Source organism: Xanthobacter tagetidis (assembly GCF_003667445.1).
GTDB classification, from domain to species: Bacteria; Pseudomonadota; Alphaproteobacteria; order Rhizobiales; family Xanthobacteraceae; genus Xanthobacter; species Xanthobacter tagetidis.
This window is the reverse complement of the sequence record NZ_RCTF01000015.1, coordinates 75,132-89,694: the sequence shown is the minus strand read 5'-3', so window position 1 is coordinate 89,694 and position 14,563 is coordinate 75,132. Positions and strand designations below refer to the sequence as shown.

16 protein-coding genes are annotated in these 14,563 nt (G+C 70.2%); 2 read left to right on the top strand and 14 right to left on the bottom strand.

Going from position 1 to position 14,563, the window contains the following annotated elements:
- Positions 1–84: 84 nt before the first annotated feature.
- The 6 genes from D9R14_RS16955 to pdxY form a co-directional block, all read right to left on the bottom strand.
- Positions 85–930 (bottom strand): helix-turn-helix domain-containing protein, encoded by an 846-nt coding sequence (locus tag D9R14_RS16955; RefSeq protein ID WP_121624525.1) that lies wholly within the window; start codon positions 928–930, stop codon positions 85–87.
- Positions 931–1,041: 111 nt separating this feature from the next.
- Positions 1,042–1,968: a hypothetical protein gene (locus tag D9R14_RS16950; RefSeq protein WP_121624524.1), complete on the bottom strand. Its 927-nt coding sequence runs from the start codon at positions 1,966–1,968 to the stop codon at positions 1,042–1,044.
- A 26-nt stretch (positions 1,969–1,994) separates the two neighbouring features.
- On the bottom strand, positions 1,995–2,741 hold the full coding sequence (locus D9R14_RS16945; protein ID WP_121624523.1) for an NUDIX hydrolase: 747 nt from the start codon (positions 2,739–2,741) through the stop codon (positions 1,995–1,997).
- A complete protein-coding gene (locus tag D9R14_RS16940) occupies positions 2,741–3,841 on the bottom strand; it encodes an alkene reductase (RefSeq protein WP_121624522.1) in 1,101 nt (366 codons plus the stop codon). Before D9R14_RS16940 ends, D9R14_RS16945 begins: the two co-directional genes overlap by 1 nt.
- A 173-nt stretch (positions 3,842–4,014) precedes the next feature.
- Positions 4,015–4,911, bottom strand: a complete 897-nt coding sequence (locus D9R14_RS16935) for a PhzF family phenazine biosynthesis protein (RefSeq protein WP_121624521.1) — start codon at positions 4,909–4,911, stop codon at positions 4,015–4,017.
- 119 nt (positions 4,912–5,030) lie between these two features.
- Positions 5,031–5,882, bottom strand: a complete 852-nt coding sequence (pdxY, locus tag D9R14_RS16930; protein WP_121624520.1) for a pyridoxal kinase PdxY — start codon at positions 5,880–5,882, stop codon at positions 5,031–5,033.
- 129 nt (positions 5,883–6,011) lie between these two features.
- Between pdxY and D9R14_RS16925 the strand changes: the two genes are divergently transcribed.
- The gene (locus D9R14_RS16925) at positions 6,012–6,920 is read left to right on the top strand and encodes an alpha/beta fold hydrolase (RefSeq protein ID WP_245420853.1); all 909 of its coding nucleotides are present in this window, start codon (positions 6,012–6,014) and stop codon (positions 6,918–6,920) included.
- A 54-nt stretch (positions 6,921–6,974) separates the two neighbouring features.
- On the opposite strand, the gene olsA is transcribed toward D9R14_RS16925, so the two are convergent.
- The 6 genes from olsA to D9R14_RS16895 form a co-directional block, all read right to left on the bottom strand.
- Positions 6,975–7,859, bottom strand: coding sequence for a lyso-ornithine lipid O-acyltransferase (gene olsA / locus D9R14_RS16920; protein WP_184759622.1), 885 nt, complete (start codon positions 7,857–7,859; stop codon positions 6,975–6,977).
- A gap of 56 nt (positions 7,860–7,915) precedes the next feature.
- Positions 7,916–8,290 carry a Fur family transcriptional regulator gene (locus D9R14_RS16915; protein WP_121624555.1) on the bottom strand — a complete coding sequence of 125 codons (375 nt, stop codon included), beginning with the start codon at positions 8,288–8,290 and terminating at the stop codon, positions 7,916–7,918.
- A gap of 145 nt (positions 8,291–8,435) precedes the next feature.
- A complete protein-coding gene (gene rimI / locus D9R14_RS16910; protein WP_121624518.1) occupies positions 8,436–8,915 on the bottom strand; it encodes a ribosomal protein S18-alanine N-acetyltransferase in 480 nt (159 codons plus the stop codon).
- Complete coding sequence (gene tsaB, locus D9R14_RS16905; protein WP_121624517.1) at positions 8,912–9,595, bottom strand: tRNA (adenosine(37)-N6)-threonylcarbamoyltransferase complex dimerization subunit type 1 TsaB; 684 nt, start codon at positions 9,593–9,595, stop codon at positions 8,912–8,914. The genes rimI and tsaB overlap by 4 nt, the downstream gene beginning before the upstream one ends.
- 130 nt (positions 9,596–9,725) lie before the next feature.
- Positions 9,726–10,286: a NifU family protein gene (locus tag D9R14_RS16900; protein WP_121624516.1), complete on the bottom strand. Its 561-nt coding sequence runs from the start codon at positions 10,284–10,286 to the stop codon at positions 9,726–9,728.
- Positions 10,287–10,520: 234 nt separating this feature from the next.
- Positions 10,521–11,414, bottom strand: a complete 894-nt coding sequence (locus D9R14_RS16895) for an SDR family oxidoreductase (RefSeq protein ID WP_121624515.1) — start codon at positions 11,412–11,414, stop codon at positions 10,521–10,523.
- 92 nt (positions 11,415–11,506) lie between these two features.
- Between D9R14_RS16895 and D9R14_RS16890 the strand changes: the two genes are divergently transcribed.
- Entirely contained in the window at positions 11,507–12,343 is an 837-nt protein-coding gene (locus tag D9R14_RS16890; RefSeq protein ID WP_121624514.1) for a helix-turn-helix transcriptional regulator, read from the top strand.
- A 78-nt stretch (positions 12,344–12,421) separates the two neighbouring features.
- Here D9R14_RS16890 and rho read toward each other — a convergent pair whose 3' ends face one another.
- Together rho and hemJ are read right to left on the bottom strand one after the other, a co-directional pair.
- Positions 12,422–13,693 carry a transcription termination factor Rho gene (rho, locus tag D9R14_RS16885; protein ID WP_121624513.1) on the bottom strand — a complete coding sequence of 424 codons (1,272 nt, stop codon included), beginning with the start codon at positions 13,691–13,693 and terminating at the stop codon, positions 12,422–12,424.
- Positions 13,694–14,135: 442 nt separating this feature from the next.
- Positions 14,136–14,561: a protoporphyrinogen oxidase HemJ gene (gene hemJ / locus D9R14_RS16880; RefSeq protein ID WP_121624512.1), complete on the bottom strand. Its 426-nt coding sequence runs from the start codon at positions 14,559–14,561 to the stop codon at positions 14,136–14,138.
- Positions 14,562–14,563: the final 2 nt, after the last annotated feature.

Here is a 14,563-nt window from a genome sequence, read left to right as displayed (position 1 = left end):
GGAAGGCAAACAATCAGGAGCGGCCGCGAGGGACTAGAGCCCGCGGTCCCATCTTTGACCAAATAGTCCCATAAAGCGCGGCGATCACCGACCGAGGCGCGCAACCGTCCGGAATTCGCGCGGCGAGACCGAGCAGTGATCGCGGAAGAAGCGCGTGAAGTGGGTCGGCGCGCTGAAGCCCAGCCGGTCGCCGATGGTGGTGAAGGATTCCTCGGAATCGATCACCGCCCCCACCGCCATCTCCACCTTCAGCACGTTGAGGAAGACGTGGGGCGTCACCCCGGTGGAGTCCTCGAACACGCGGAAGAAGTGCGAGCGCGACATGCCGGCCTCGCGGCACAGGCGCTCGATGCTGAGCGGCGCCGTCGGGTCCTGCCGCATCAGCGAGATGGTCTTGCGCACGCGCCAGTCGACGGCGCTGGAGCGCGCCAGCTCGCGCAGCGAGGAGCCCACCGTGCGCCAGGGCGTGAAGCGCTCGATCACCGCGATCATGAGATCGGAGAGCAGGCGCTCCTGCCGGCTGCCGGAGGCGGGGTCGAGCACCATCTCGCTCGCAAGGTCCAGCGCCGTGCCGCGGATGCGCGAGGTGATGGCGCCGGCGGATTTGTCGAAGAAGCCGAGGGTTCCGCTCGCGCCCCAGTTGGAGCGGAACGAGACCAGCCAGTCCGGCTCGATATAGAGCGCGAGGATCAACGCGTTCTCGCGCCGCGGATCGTGCACATAAGCGTGCGGCTCCCAGGCGTTCACCAGCACCGCGCACTCGTCCGTGAGCGGGGCGACGCGCTCGCCCACCAGGAACTGCGTGTCGTCGCCGCCCACCTTGATGAGAACGTGGCAATGGGGGTGGGCATGGCGCACCAGCGAACGGTCCATGTCGAGCAGGGCCACCCGGCCGAATGCCCCATGGGCTATGCGCAACGCGTCGGACATCCTGAAGAACCGCCTGTCTTTGCCGCACCCCCGGTAAAGCCGGACATGTTAGGTGGCGCGGGACGCGCTTGACAAGCCACGCCCTTGCCCGGTGGTCCTGCCGCCCCGCGCTCAGCGGTAGCGGCCATCCACGTAGTTCTGCACCTCCTGGCCGGTGGGGCCGCGCAGCACCAGGTCGCGCCATTCGCCGGTGCGGCCCTTGCCGGGGGTGAGGCTCTGGCCGATGAACTCGCCGATGGTGCGCACCTGGCCGCCCGTGAAGTCCACCACCAGGATGGTGCAGCCGTTCTCGCCGCACCAGCCGGGATCGGTGACGGTGACGATGGCCTCGTTGGCGCCGTCGCCGTTGAGGTCGACCGCGCTCACCTTGAGCTTGCCGGCGACGCGGCGGCCCTCCTGCTTGTCGACGAAGATGGCATCCGCCAGCTCCGCGTTGGACGGCAAAGGCTGGGGCTTGGCGCGCTCGGCGCGATCCGCCGGGGCGGCGGGCGCGGGCTTCGCCTCGTCGTCGGGCGGCGGCGGGGTCTGGGCCGGGGCGGCGGCGGCTTCGGCCGCTGCGCCGCGCGGCTTCGGCCCGCAGGCCGCCTGGAAACTCGCTACTGCGGGGCCGGCGCCGGCGAGCGGCAGCACGTAGGAGGCGCCGCCCTGGGCGACTTTCAGCTCGGTGCCGGCGCCGAGCGCCTTCAGCAGCGGGTCGCTCGCCTTGATGGTGGCGATGATGACCTTGCCGGCGCCGTCGTCGAGAGCCATCACCTCGCCGGAAAAGCCGAAGCTGCGCCCGTCCACGGCGAGCGACACGCTGCCCTGGCGCCCGGCGCGGGCCTTGCTGCCCTCCGGCAGCGTCACCTGTAGCGCCGGCCGGCCACCCTCCTTGCAGCCGACGAGCACCATGAGGTCGCCGTTGGCGGCGGCGTAGATGGCGCCGGAGAGGTCGGGCTGGCGATACTCGGCCCAGCCCTCGGCGCGCGCCGCGCCGGGCGCCGCGAGGACGAGCGCGAGCGCCATGGGGCAGGCGCCCTTCAACCAGTTGCGGATCATCGACATCCCTCCAGGCGTGTTCGCCGTCAGCGCCCGTCCGCCGCCCAGCGTGCGCGCATATAGGCCTCTGCGAACGGCGCGACACGCGGCGTAATGTCTCGCGCGTCGCGCACCACCATCACGTCCGCCAGTTCCGGCTCGCGCTCGGAGGCGAGGAAGGCGCGGATGCGCGCGGCGAGCGCCTCCCCGCCCTCGGCGAACACCAGGCGGCGCAGGAAGGCGATGCGCGGGCCGTCATGCACCGCGACGAAGCCGCCGTCATGGGCCACGTCCCGGGCCGTGAGGCCGGTCTCCTCCTGAAGCTCGCGCAAGGCGGAGGCGGCCAGGTCCACCCGGCTGCCGTCCACCACGTCGTCGGGGTCCGGCGTGCCGCCGGGAAAATAGGCGCTGCCCGGCACCGAGGTGTGCGCGCCCATGACGCCGAGCACGAACGCCCCGTCCGCGCCCTCGATCGCCGCCAGCGCGAAGGCGTTCACCATGCCGAGGTCGCGCCAGCCCATGGCCTCGCGCCACCACAGGAAGCTCGCGAAGTCGGTCTGGCGGAAGGCTCCGCGCACCATGTCCCCTTCGGTGAGCGAACCGGCGCGCAGCAGCAGCAGCGCGCCGTTCCAAAGCGCAGGGTTTTCGGCCGCGCGCGCGGCGAAGTGCGCCGCGATCTCCGCCCGGTGCGGCTCGGCCTCGGGCCAGCCGCCGGGTTCGAGCACGAAATCGAGCGCCGCGACCGGCGCGATGCGCCGCCCGGTGCTCTGGTCCGCGCCCCAGCCGGCGGCCATCAGGCCGCCGCGCCCTCGAGCGTGGGATAGTCCACATAACCCTCGGCACCGCCGCCATAGAAGGTCTCGCGCACCGGCTCGTTGAGCGGCGCGCCGCGCTTCAGGCGCTCCACCAGATCGGGGTTGGAGATGAACGGCTTGCCGAACGCGACGAGGTCCGCCTTGCCCTCGGCCACCACGCTCTGCGCCATGGCGCCGTCATAGCCGTTATTGACCATCCAGGCGCCGGAATAGCGCTTGCGCAGCTCCTCGAACGAGAAGTTCGGGTCGATGTCGCGCGGGCCGCCGGTGGCGCCCTCCACCACGTGGACATAGACCGGGTGGCGCTTTTCCAGCTCGTCCATCACATGGTTGAAGAGCGGCTGCGGGCTGCTCTCGGAAATGCCGTTGGCCGGCGAGATGGGCGACAGGCGCAGGCCGGTCCGCTTGGCGCCGATCTCGGCCGAGACGGCATCCACCACCTCCATCAGGAAGCGGGCGCGGTTCTCGATCGAGCCGCCATACTGGTCGGTGCGCTGGTTGGTGCCGTCCTTCAAGAACTGGTCGATGAGATAGCCGTTGGCGCCGTGCAGCTCGACGCCGTCGAAGCCGGCGCGCACCGCGTTCGCCGCGGCGCGGCGATATTCGTCGACCACCTGCTTGACCTCGTCGGTCGCGAGCGCGCGCGGCTCGGAGGTCTCGAAGAAGCCGTTGTTCACGAAGGTCTTGGCCGCGGCGCGGATGGCCGAGGGCGCGACCGGCGCGGCGCCGCCCGGCTGGAGCGAGACGTGGGAGACGCGGCCCACGTGCCAGATCTGGATGTAGATGTGGCCGCCCTTGGCGTGCACCGCCTCGGTGATCTTCTTCCAGCCCTCCACCTGGGCGTCGGAGTAGATGCCGGGCGTGTCCTGATAGCCCTGGCCCACCTGGGAGATGGGCGAGCCCTCGGTGACGATGAGGCCGGCGCTCGCCCGCTGGGCGTAGTATTCCTGCGCGAACGGCCCCGGCACGGCGCCGGCCGCCGCGCGGTTGCGGGTGAGCGGGGCCATGACGACCCGGTTGGCAAGGGTGGCGTCGCCGAGGCGGAAGCTGTCGAACAAGGAAGGGTGCGTGGCGCTCATGAGGGCAAGCTCTCGCAAAGGGGGAAGGCCGAAGCGCGGCCTTGGGGATGGGGAGAAGATAGGCCGCGCCGCCCGCGCGCCAAGGGCGCGGGCGTGAATTTTGCGTGACATACCGCTCGGGAACGACTTGCCGGAGCTGTGAAATCGGCCGCGCGGCACCCGCACGGACGGGCTCACACGTGCAGCACGCCCTCGGCGATCACCACCGCCCCGCCGCCGATGGTCGCCTCCACCAATTGCCCGTCCTTCACCGTGAAGCCGAGGTCGAGCCGGCTCGGGCGGCCCATCTCGAAGCCCTGGTCGATGCGCACCTTGTGGTGGCCGTCGACGCGGTTCTCCGCGTCCATCAGCACGGTGGGGAAGGCGGCGGCGGCAGCGCCGGTCGCCGGGTCCTCCTCGGTGCCGAGGCCGGGGGAGAACATGCGGGCGCGGAAATCGGCGTCGCCTTCCTCGTCGGGCGTGTAGAGGTAGAGCGCCTCGCCGAACGCGCCGAGCGCGGCGATGAAGGCTGCCTCATCCGGGCGGGCGCGGGCGAGCGCGGTGAGGTTCGAGAGCGGCACGAACAGGAACGGCACGCCGGCGGAGGCCACCACCGGGCGGTGGGCGTCGAAGCCGATGTCGCTCGGCTCCAGGCTCAGCGCGTCGGCGCAGGCGGCGCGGGAGAGGTTGACCTCCTCCAGCTCGCCCTTGCGCGGCGCAGTGAACACCGCCGAGCCCTTGCGCGAGCCCGGACCCTGGGTCGCCACCTCGCACTTGATGGTGCCGATCTGCTCCTCGATGGTGAAGCTGCCCTTCTCCATCTTTCCTTCCAGCGCCAGCAGAACCGCCGCCCCCACCGTGGGGTGGCCGGCGAACGGCATCTCGTGCGCCACCGTGAAGATGCGGATGCGGGCCTTGTTGGCGGGGTTCTTCGGCGGCAGCACGAACACCGTCTCGGAGACGTTGAACTCGCGGGCGACCTGCTGCATCGCCGCCTCGTCCATGCCCTGGGCGTCGAGCACCACGGCCAGCGGATTGCCCCCGAACGGACGGGTGGTGAAGACGTCGAGCGTCACGTAGCGGCGCGGCATCCCATGTCCCCAGGCGGCGGGCGGTCATGCCTGACCCCGCGCAACGAGCTTCCTCTCCCCGCGCCCCCGCGCACAGGATGGACGAACCGCGCCGAACGACGCGGCGCCACAAATTTGCCTTAAATCGCCGAAGCCGTGAAGAGGCGCGAGGGGGCGACGAACTCGTCCTGCGCCTCCACCAGAAGCAATTCCCGCGACTGTGCTTTTTCGGTCCGCTCCAGCAGCCCGAAAATGGAGGACGCGGCGCGCGCGAGCGCGGTGGCGCTGCTGTTCGTGCTCAGCCAGTGGACGAAGAACATGGCGGCGATGGCGTCGCCCGCGCCGTTGAGGCTCACGTCGAGGCGCGGCGTGCGCACCAGGAAGCGGCCGTCCGGCCCCGAGGCGATCAGGTCGATGAAGCCGTCCGGCGTCTCCTGCGTGTGCAGGCTGGTGACGAGGATCACCTTCGGTCCGACCGCGTGCAGCGCGTCGCAGGCCGCGACCGCCTCGTCGAGGCGCGTCACGGTGCGGCCGGCGAGCAGTTCCAGCTCGAAATGGTTGGGGGTGATGATGTCGGCGGCAGGCACCGCCCGTTCCCGCATAAATTCGGGGATGCCGGGGCGCACGAAGATGCCGCGGCCCACGTCGCCGATCACCGGATCGCAGCAATAGAGCGCCTTGGGGTTGGCGGCCTTCACCTGCCCGACCGCGTCGAGGATGGCGGCGCCGATGTCGGCCGCGCCCATATAGCCGGACAGCACGCCGTCGCAGCGGCCGAGCACGCCGCGCTCGGCGATGCCGGCGACGAGGTCCGACACCAGCGCAGCGTCGAACACCTGGCCGCGCCAGGCGCCGTAGCCGGTGTGGTTGGAGAACTCCACCGTGTTGATGGCCCAGACCTCGACCCCGAGCCGCTGCAGCGGGAACACGGCGGAGGCGTTGCCTACGTGCCCGTAGGCGACGTGGGACTGGATCGAGAGAATCTGCGTCACGATGCGTCCTCTTCCCGCATGCCGGGCTGGTGAGCGACGTAGCGCCGCGCGCGTGCCTTCACAAATCGATTTTCATCATGAACCCTCTCCGCCCGGCTTATGAATAGTGGCCCTGCCCCGGAGGACGCCGTGACGACCGACCTTGCCGACCTTTTCCCAGGCTTCGCCGCGCACAATATCGACACCGAGGCCGGCCGCATCTTCGTGCGCCAGGGCGGCGAGGGCCCGCCGCTGCTGCTGCTCCACGGCTTCCCGCAGAGCTCCGCCATGTGGCACAAGGTGGCGCCCGCGCTGGCGAAGACCCACACCTTGGTGATCCCGGACCTGCCCGGCTACGGCTGGAGCGCGGCGCCCGCCCCGCGCGCCGACCATGCGCCCTATTCCAAGCGCGCCACCGCCGCGGCGCTGGTGAAGGTGATGGAGGATCTGGGCTTCGCCCATTTCGCCCTCATGGGCCACGACCGCGGCGCACGGGTGGGCTACCGCATGGGGCTCGACCATCCCGGCCGCATCGACCGCCTCGCGCTGCTCGACATCGTGCCGACCTATGTCATGTGGCACCGCATGGACCGGGCGCGGGCGCTCCAGGTCTACCACTGGTCCTTCCTCGCCCAGCCGCATCCTTTGCCGGAGACGCTGATCGGCCCGAAGGCGGCCTGGTTCCTGGACTGGACGCTGGCGAGCTGGACCGCGAAGAAGGACCTCTCCGCATTCGACCCGCGCGCGCTCGCCCACTACCGCGCCGCCATCAATGCGCCGGATCACCTGCGCGCCATGTGCGAGGACTACCGGGCCGGCGCCACCATCGACCTTGCCCACGACGAGGCGGACCTCGCCGCCGGGCGCACGCTGCTGTGCCCCACCTTCGCGGTGTGGGGCGAAGTCGGCATCCCGAGCCGCGGCGCGAGCCCGCTGGAGGCGTGGAAGGCGCTGGCGCCGGACATCACCGGCGCCGCAGTTCCGTGCGGCCATTTCGTCTGCGAGGAGGCGCCGGACGCGGTGCTGGCGGCGGTGGGCGCGTTTCTGGCGGGCGGGTGAGGCCGCGCCGGCGCCCTTCGTCCAGGGATCAGCCCCAGGTGGGAGCGCTGGAGACTATCGCCCCGCCAGACTCGCCGCGGCGAGCGTGCGCACGGCGCGCTCGGTGTCGCGCGTGACCTGCTTGCGGTCGTGGGCGGCGTCGAGCACCAGCGGCGCGCCGAAGCTCACCTCCACGTCGATGGCGCCGTGGCGCAGCACGTCGAGAAGATGGGCCGCCAGCTCCATGTCGCCGAACCAGGCAGCCGCCGGCCGGTGCTGGCGCCCCATGGGCAGGCCCTGGAGCCGCACATAGGCGATCGCCATCGGCTGGACGGTCACGGCCTCGGCGGAGGCCACTGCCTCGCGCACCGCGCCCACCAGAGCGGTGCGGAACGGCAGCACGCGATTGCCGTCGGACGAGGTGCCCTCGGCGAACAGCACCACCGGATCGCCCGCATGCAGGCGCTCGGCGATCTCGCGGTTGACGCTGCCCGTCGCCTGGCGGCGCTGGCGGTCGACGAACACGGTGCGCTGGAACTTGGCCAGAAGTCCCACCAGCGGCCAGGCCGCCACCTCGCTCTTCGCCACGAAGAACAGCGGCGTCAGCGAACCGATGACGGGGATGTCGAGCCAGGACGCATGGTTTGAGAGCAGCAGCAGCGGCCGGTCCGCCGCCGGCGCGCCCTTCAGGTGCACCCTGACGCCGAGCAGACGCAGCAGCAGGCGGTGATAGAGAACGGGAATCCACCGCCGCAGCGGCAGACCGAGCTTGAGGGCGAGCCACTGGACCGGCAGGCCCACGGCGGTCGCCGCCAGCACCACCGCGAGCACCGCCCACAGGCGCAGCCGCGTGAGCCAGCGCGCGAGCGCCGGGCAGTCCGGCCCGAGCGGGGAAATGGCGGACGCCGCGATGCCGCGCGGCGGCGGATCGGCGGCGGCCGGGGTCACGGGCGCGACCATCGCAGGTCCATCGGGGGGCACAGGCCGGGGTGCGTCATCGCGAGGCGGCGCGCCGCTCACTCCTCGTCCAGGGGCACGGCATAGAGTTCGAGCCGGTGGCCAACGAGCTTGAAGCCGAGCCGGCGCGCCATCTCCTCCTGCAGGCGCTCGATCTCCTCCGAGCGGAACTCGATGACGCGGCCGGTGCGCAGGTCGATCAGGTGGTCGTGGTGCTCGTCCGGCATCTGCTCGTAGCGGGCGCGGCCGTCGCCAAAATCGTGCCGCTCGATGATGCCGGCGTCCTCCAGCATCTTCACGGTGCGGTAGACGGTGGAGATGGAGATCTTGTCGTCGATGGCAGCGGCGCGCCGGTACAGCTCCTCCACATCGGGATGGTCGGCCGCGCCCGACAGCACGCGGGCGATGACCCGGCGCTGCTCGGTCATGCGCATGCCCTTGGCGAGGCAGGCCTCCTCGATCACGCTGATTTTGTCATTCAAGGGCGGCACCTCCGCATGCCGGCGACAGACCGCCTTATCGCTTTCCCACCGGCCCGCCGCAAGGGGCGCGGGGCCGCGGGGGGCGGCCCGGCCGGCGTCAGAAATCCAGCCGCAGCAGCAAGGCGTCGGCCGCGCCGCCGGCATAATAGCCCTTGCGCCGGCCCGCCTCGACATAGCCGAGGCGGCGGTAGAGCGCGAGCGCGCTGGAATTGCCCTCCTCCACCTCCAGGAACGAAACGGTGACGCCCTCCGCCGCGAGCCGCGCGAGGTGATGGCGCAGCAGCGCCCGGCCGAGGCCGCGTCCGCGCCGATCGGTGCGCACGGCCACCGAGAGGATTTCCGCTTCCGGCGCCACCACATGGGAGACGACGAAGCCCATGGGCGCGCCGCGCGGCCCCTCGCTCACCACGTGGGCGCGCACAGCGCGCTCGGCGATCAGGCGCTCGAATTCCTCGGCGTCCCAGCCGTGGCGGAAGGCGCGGGCATGGATCTGCGCCATCAGGCCGGCATCGGCGGCGCCCGCGTCCCGCACCGCCGGCGGGCGCGGCGGGAACAGAAGTTGGATCAGGCTCCTCATCGGCGGGCGATGCGCGCCTTGTCCTGCGGCTTGGCGTCGGGCGGGCGCAGATAGAAGGGCCGCGGCTCGGCCACGGCGGGATCGGCGACCGCGCCGAGGCGCGCCACCCAGGCGATGTCGGCGGCGGCGGCGAAATCCACCGAGACCGGGGGCTGTTCGCCGGGGGGCCAGGCGTCGGCGATCAGGGACGCGCCGGAGCCGACGAGGCGCGCCGGACCGATCGCCACCGCCCGCGCCGCGTCGCGCACCGTGGTGGCGCGCGGAGCGATGAGGGTGCGCCCGCTGGCGCCGAACATCTGGAGGAAGACGTTATCGTGGCGCGCATCGATGGCGGCGACCACGGGCAAGGTGTCGTCGGTGGCGAGGAAAGGGGCGGCGAGCGCCGCGAGCGTGGTGATGCCCGCCACCGGGCGGTCGCAGGCAAGCCCGAAGCCGCGCGCGGCCGAGATGCCGACCCGGAGCCCGGTGAAGCTGCCCGGCCCGACGGTGACGGCGAACCGGTCGATCTGCTCGAAGTCGAGCCCGGCGGCAGCCATGACGCGCTCCACCATGGGGATCAGCGCCTCCGCATGGCCGCGCTCCATGAGCACGCTGTCGCCGGCCACCACCGTGTCGGCGTCGGCGTCGAGCACGGCCACCGAACAGGCGGCGAGCGCGGTATCTATGGCAAGCACAAGCATTAACGGACGCCCTTCATCACCCCTCACGATTGACCGGAAACGGCGCCGGCGGAAGGGGTTGGGCGGTGCTTACCCTTTCTCAAGGTTAATGCGGGCGGGCGGGCGCCGGTGCGCGCAGGCGGCGAACCGCTCAGACCGGGCGCACCTCCTGCACCTCGGGCACGAAGTGCCGCAAGAGGTTCTCGATGCCGTTCTTCAGCGTCGCCGTGGAGGACGGGCAGCCGGAGCACGAGCCCTTCATATTGAGGAACACGACGCCCTCCTTGAAGCCGCGGAAGGTGATGTCGCCGCCGTCATTGGCCACCGCCGGGCGCACCCGCGTCTCCAGCAGTTCCTTGATGGTGGAGACGATCTCGGCGTCGTCCGCGGCGAAGAACTCGTCGTCGTCCTCGTGGGTCGCGGCGACGCCGTCCGCCACCACGGGGGCGCCGGAGAGGAAGTGCTCCATGATGGCGCCGAGGATGGCCGGCTTCATCTGCGGCCATTCGCCCTTGGCCTTGGTGACGGTGACGAAGTCCGAGCCGAGGAACACGCCGGAGACGCCGTCCACCTCGAACAGGCGCTGGGCGAGCGGCGAGCGGCCCGCATCGTCGGGCGTGCGGACCTCCAGCGTGCCCTGGCCGAGCACGGAGCGGCCGGGCAGGAACTTCAGGGTCGCCGGGTTCGGCGTCGCTTCGGTCTGGATGAACATCTGGGCGTCCTCGAAACGGGGCGCGGGCGTCGCCCGCGCGTTACCCGAAAGATAGGTGGTCTGCACCCAAACGGAAAGGCCGCCTCCGGGGATGACCCAGATTGACACGCCCCCGGCGCTGTGAGTGAGCCGCGCCTCGGCGTGCGGCGAAACGGGGCCGGAACGAAAGCGGCGCGAATCGCTGCGCCGGCGCGGTTGGCCGTTCGTTCTGCCTCGCCCGGGCCCGTGGCGCGCTCAGGCCGGGAAATAGCCGGCATGCGCCATGTCGGCGAACAGACCGATTTCCCGCGGCGTCCAGCCGAGCGCCGCCCGCGTGCGCGCGCTCGACGCCGGCATATCCATGGCGGCGAAGTGCGCCATCCAGGAAAAGTGGGCGGGCGCAGCCTCCGGCGTCACCCCGCGGACCGGAACGCCGAGCCGGCGCCCGATCGCATCGGCAATGTCCCGGAACCGGATGCCGTCCTCGGCGATGGCATGATAGGTGGCGCCGGCCTCGGCGTTTTCGATCCCGAGGCGATAGAGCTGCGCCGCATCCCGGCGGTGCACGGCGGGCCAGCGGTTTTGTCCGTCGCCCACATAGGCCGACACCCCCTTCTCGCGTGCCAGGCCGATCAGGAAGGGCACGAAGCCGTGATCCCCGGCGCCATGGACGCTCGCCGGCAGGCGCACCACCCCGGCGTTCACGCCCCCGGCCGCGAGCTCCAGCACTGCGGCTTCCGACGCGCGGGGGTAGCCGGCGGTGGCGGCCGGCGGCATGTCGGCCTCGGTGGCCGGGCGGCCGGGCGCGACGAGCGCGAGTCCGGAGGTGACCAGCAGCGGGCGCGCGGTGCCCTGCAGCGCGGCGCCGATGGCGCCGATGGCACGCCGATCGATCTCGCAGCTCCGCGCAAAGGCGGAGAAATCATGGATGAACGCCGCATGGATCACCGCGTCGGCGCCATCCGCGCCACGGCGCAGGCTGTCGTGGTCTTCCAGGTCGCCGCGCAGCACGCCGGCGCCGCGGGCGGCCAGGGCATCTGCGCCGGCTTCCGATCGCACGAGGCCGACGACCTGGTGGCCGGCCTCCAGCAGGCTCTCAACCACGGCGGAGCCGACAAAGCCGGTGGCCCCGGTCACGAATACACGCATGACAAACGCTCCCGATGACGATGGGGACGCTTCTCGCGCGGAATGCTATCCTGTTAAAGCCGTGATTATATCAGGGTATAATGACTGACAGGATGTCTGACCCTCCGACTGACGAAAACCTCCTGGGCGCCTTCCTGAAGGAGCGCCGGGCGCGGCTCGACGCCGCCGCCTTCGGCTTTTCCGGCCGGCGGCGGACGCGTGGGCTGCGGCGTGAGGAAGTGGCCCAGCGGGCGAATATCAGCGTCACCTGGTACACTTGGCTGGAGCAAGGCCGCGGCGGCGCGCCCTCGGCCGAGGTGCTGAACCGGATCGCGCGGGCGCTCGCGCTGACGGACGCGGAACGCGAGCACCTCTTCCTGGTGGGTCTCGGGCGCCCGCCGGAGGTGCAGTACCGGGCGGCGGACGCGGGCATCACGGCCCGGCTCCAGCGGGTCCTCGACACCCTCGAATGGAGCCCGGCCCTGGTGAAGACGCCGGTCTGGGACGTGGTCGCCTGGAACCGCGCGGCGAGCGCAGTGCTCACCGACTACGGAACCCTGGCGCCGGAGCAGCGCAACATCCTGCGTCTCATCTTTCTCGATCCGCGCGTGCGCGCGGCCCAAATGGACTGGGACGGCGTCGCGCGGTTCGTGGTGGCGGCGTTTCGTGCCGACGTCGCACGGGCCGGGGCCTCGGCTCAGGTGGAAACGCTGGTCCGGGAGCTGACGGATCGCAGCGCCGATTTCGCGGCCATCTGGCGCGACAACGACGTGCGCACCCACGGCGGCGGCCTCAAGCAGCTGCGGCATCCCGTGGCGGGCGAGATCGCCTTCGAATTCTCCGCCTTCGCGGTGGACGCTCGCCCCGACCTGCAGATGGTGATCTACAATCCGGCGACGGCCGCAGACGCCGCGGCGGTGCGCGCGATCATTGGCGCGGACAAGACCTGACAAGACCCAGGGCCGGGCGGCGCAGGCTCCCGGCCGCAGCGCGGCGGCCGGAAGCCGTGCGGCGGGCGCGGGCCCGCCTCAGGTGTTCATGGAATCGAAGAAGTCCTGGTTGGTCTTGGTCTGGCGCAGCTTGTCCAAAAGGAACTCGATGGCGTCCACCGTGCCCATGGGATTGAGGATGCGCCGCAGGACGTACATCTTCTTGAGCGTGTCGGCCGGAACCAGCAGCTCCTCCTTGCGGGTGCCGGAGCGGGTGATGTCGATGGCCGGGAACACGCGCTTGTCGGACACCTTGCGGTCGAGGATGACCTCGGAATTGCCCGTGCCCTTGAACTCCTCGAAGATCACCTCGTCCATGCGCGAGCCGGTCTCGATGAGGGCGGTCGCGATGATGGTCAGGGAGCCGCCTTCCTCGATGTTGCGCGCCGCGCCGAAGAAGCGCTTGGGGCGCTGGAGCGCGTTGGCGTCCACACCGCCGGTCAGCACCTTGCCGGACGACGGCACGACGGTGTTGTAGGCGCGGCCCAGGCGAGTGATGGAATCCAGCAGGATCACAACGTCGCGGCCATGCTCCACCAGGCGCTTGGCCTTCTCGATCACCATCTCGGCGACCTGGACGTGGCGCGTGGCCGGCTCGTCGAAGGTGGAGGAGACCACCTCGCCCTTCACCGAGCGCTGCATGTCGGTGACTTCCTCCGGCCGCTCGTCGATGAGCAGCACGATCAGGAAGCATTCCGGATGGTTGGCGGTGATGGACTTGGCGATGTTCTGCAGCAGCACCGTCTTGCCGGTGCGGGGCGGGGCGACGATGAGGCCGCGCTGACCCTTGCCGATGGGCGCCACGATATCGATGATTCGCGGCGAGAAGTCCTTCTTCGTCCCCGTCGGCTCGTCGTGCTCGAGCTTCAGGCGCTCGTCCGGATAGAGCGGCGTCAGGTTGTCGAAATTGATCTTGTGACGCGCCTTTTCCGGCTCCTCGAAATTGATCGTGTTGACCTTGAGCAGCGCGAAATAGCGTTCGCCCTCCTTGGGAGAGCGGATCTGGCCCTCGACCGTGTCGCCGGTGCGAAGCCCGAAGCGGCGGATCTGGGAGGGGGAGACGTAGATGTCGTCCGGACCGGGCAGATAATTGGCCTCGGGCGAGCGCAGGAAGCCGAAGCCGTCCTGGAGCACCTCCACCACGCCCTCGCCGATGATCTCGGTCTCGGTGGCGGCGAGCTGCTTGAGGATCGCGAACATCAGCTCCTGCTTGCGCAGGGTGCTGGCGTTCTCCACCTCGTTCTCTTCGGCGAAGGCCAGAAGCTCGACCGGAGTCTTGGACTTGAGGTCTTGAAGTTTCACTTCCCGCATATGGGAAAGCCTCGATATGTCTTTGGGATTTCCCGGCCCGATCAGGGTGTGATCGCAGCCGGTGGGTCTGGATGGACGGGAGATCGCAGGTCTTCAGGGAGAGCCGGTGTTCGGCCTTCACCTGACGCGCGAGCCGGCCCCCTTCTGGGATCATACCCGTGACGGGATCGCAGCTGTGGGACGCGCGTTTGCCTGCGTTGAGGAAAGCAGGGCGAAGATAGGGGGCTCAATTCCGCGGCGCAAGCCCTCCGAAGGGCGATCCGCTCAATCGGGATGAGTTTGATCGGGGAAGAGCCCTCATAAGGCGATGATGAAACACGATATCCGATCGGCTCGCGAGGAAGCTGGCCGGGAAACCCCTTCTCCGCACTGATTCACAGGGCGATTCACCGATCAGATTGAATCAATTTGACCGGATCGCGCTCTAGCGTCGCATGCGTCATCAGAACGGTTTGACCACCACCAGGATCACGATGCCGATCATGAGCACGGTCGGCACCTCGTTGGCGATGCGGAAGAAGCGCTGGGAGCGGGTGTTGCGGTCGTTGGCGAAGTCGCGCACCCAGCGGCTCAGGAAGCCGTGCATCGCCGACATGGCGAGCACCAGCGCGAACTTGGCGTGGAACCACGGCGCCATGTACCAGCCGCCCTCATAAGCGAGCCATAGGCCGGCGAGCCAGGTGACGATCATCGCCGGGTTGATGATGGCCTTGAGCAGCCGGCGCTCCATGACCTTGAAGGTCTCCGACTGCACCGACCCCTTGTCCGCCACGCAGTGATAGACCATCAGGCGCGGCAGATAGAGCATGCCCGCCATCCAGGAGATGACGGCGATCACGTGCAGCGCCTTGATCCAGTCGTAGAGCATCG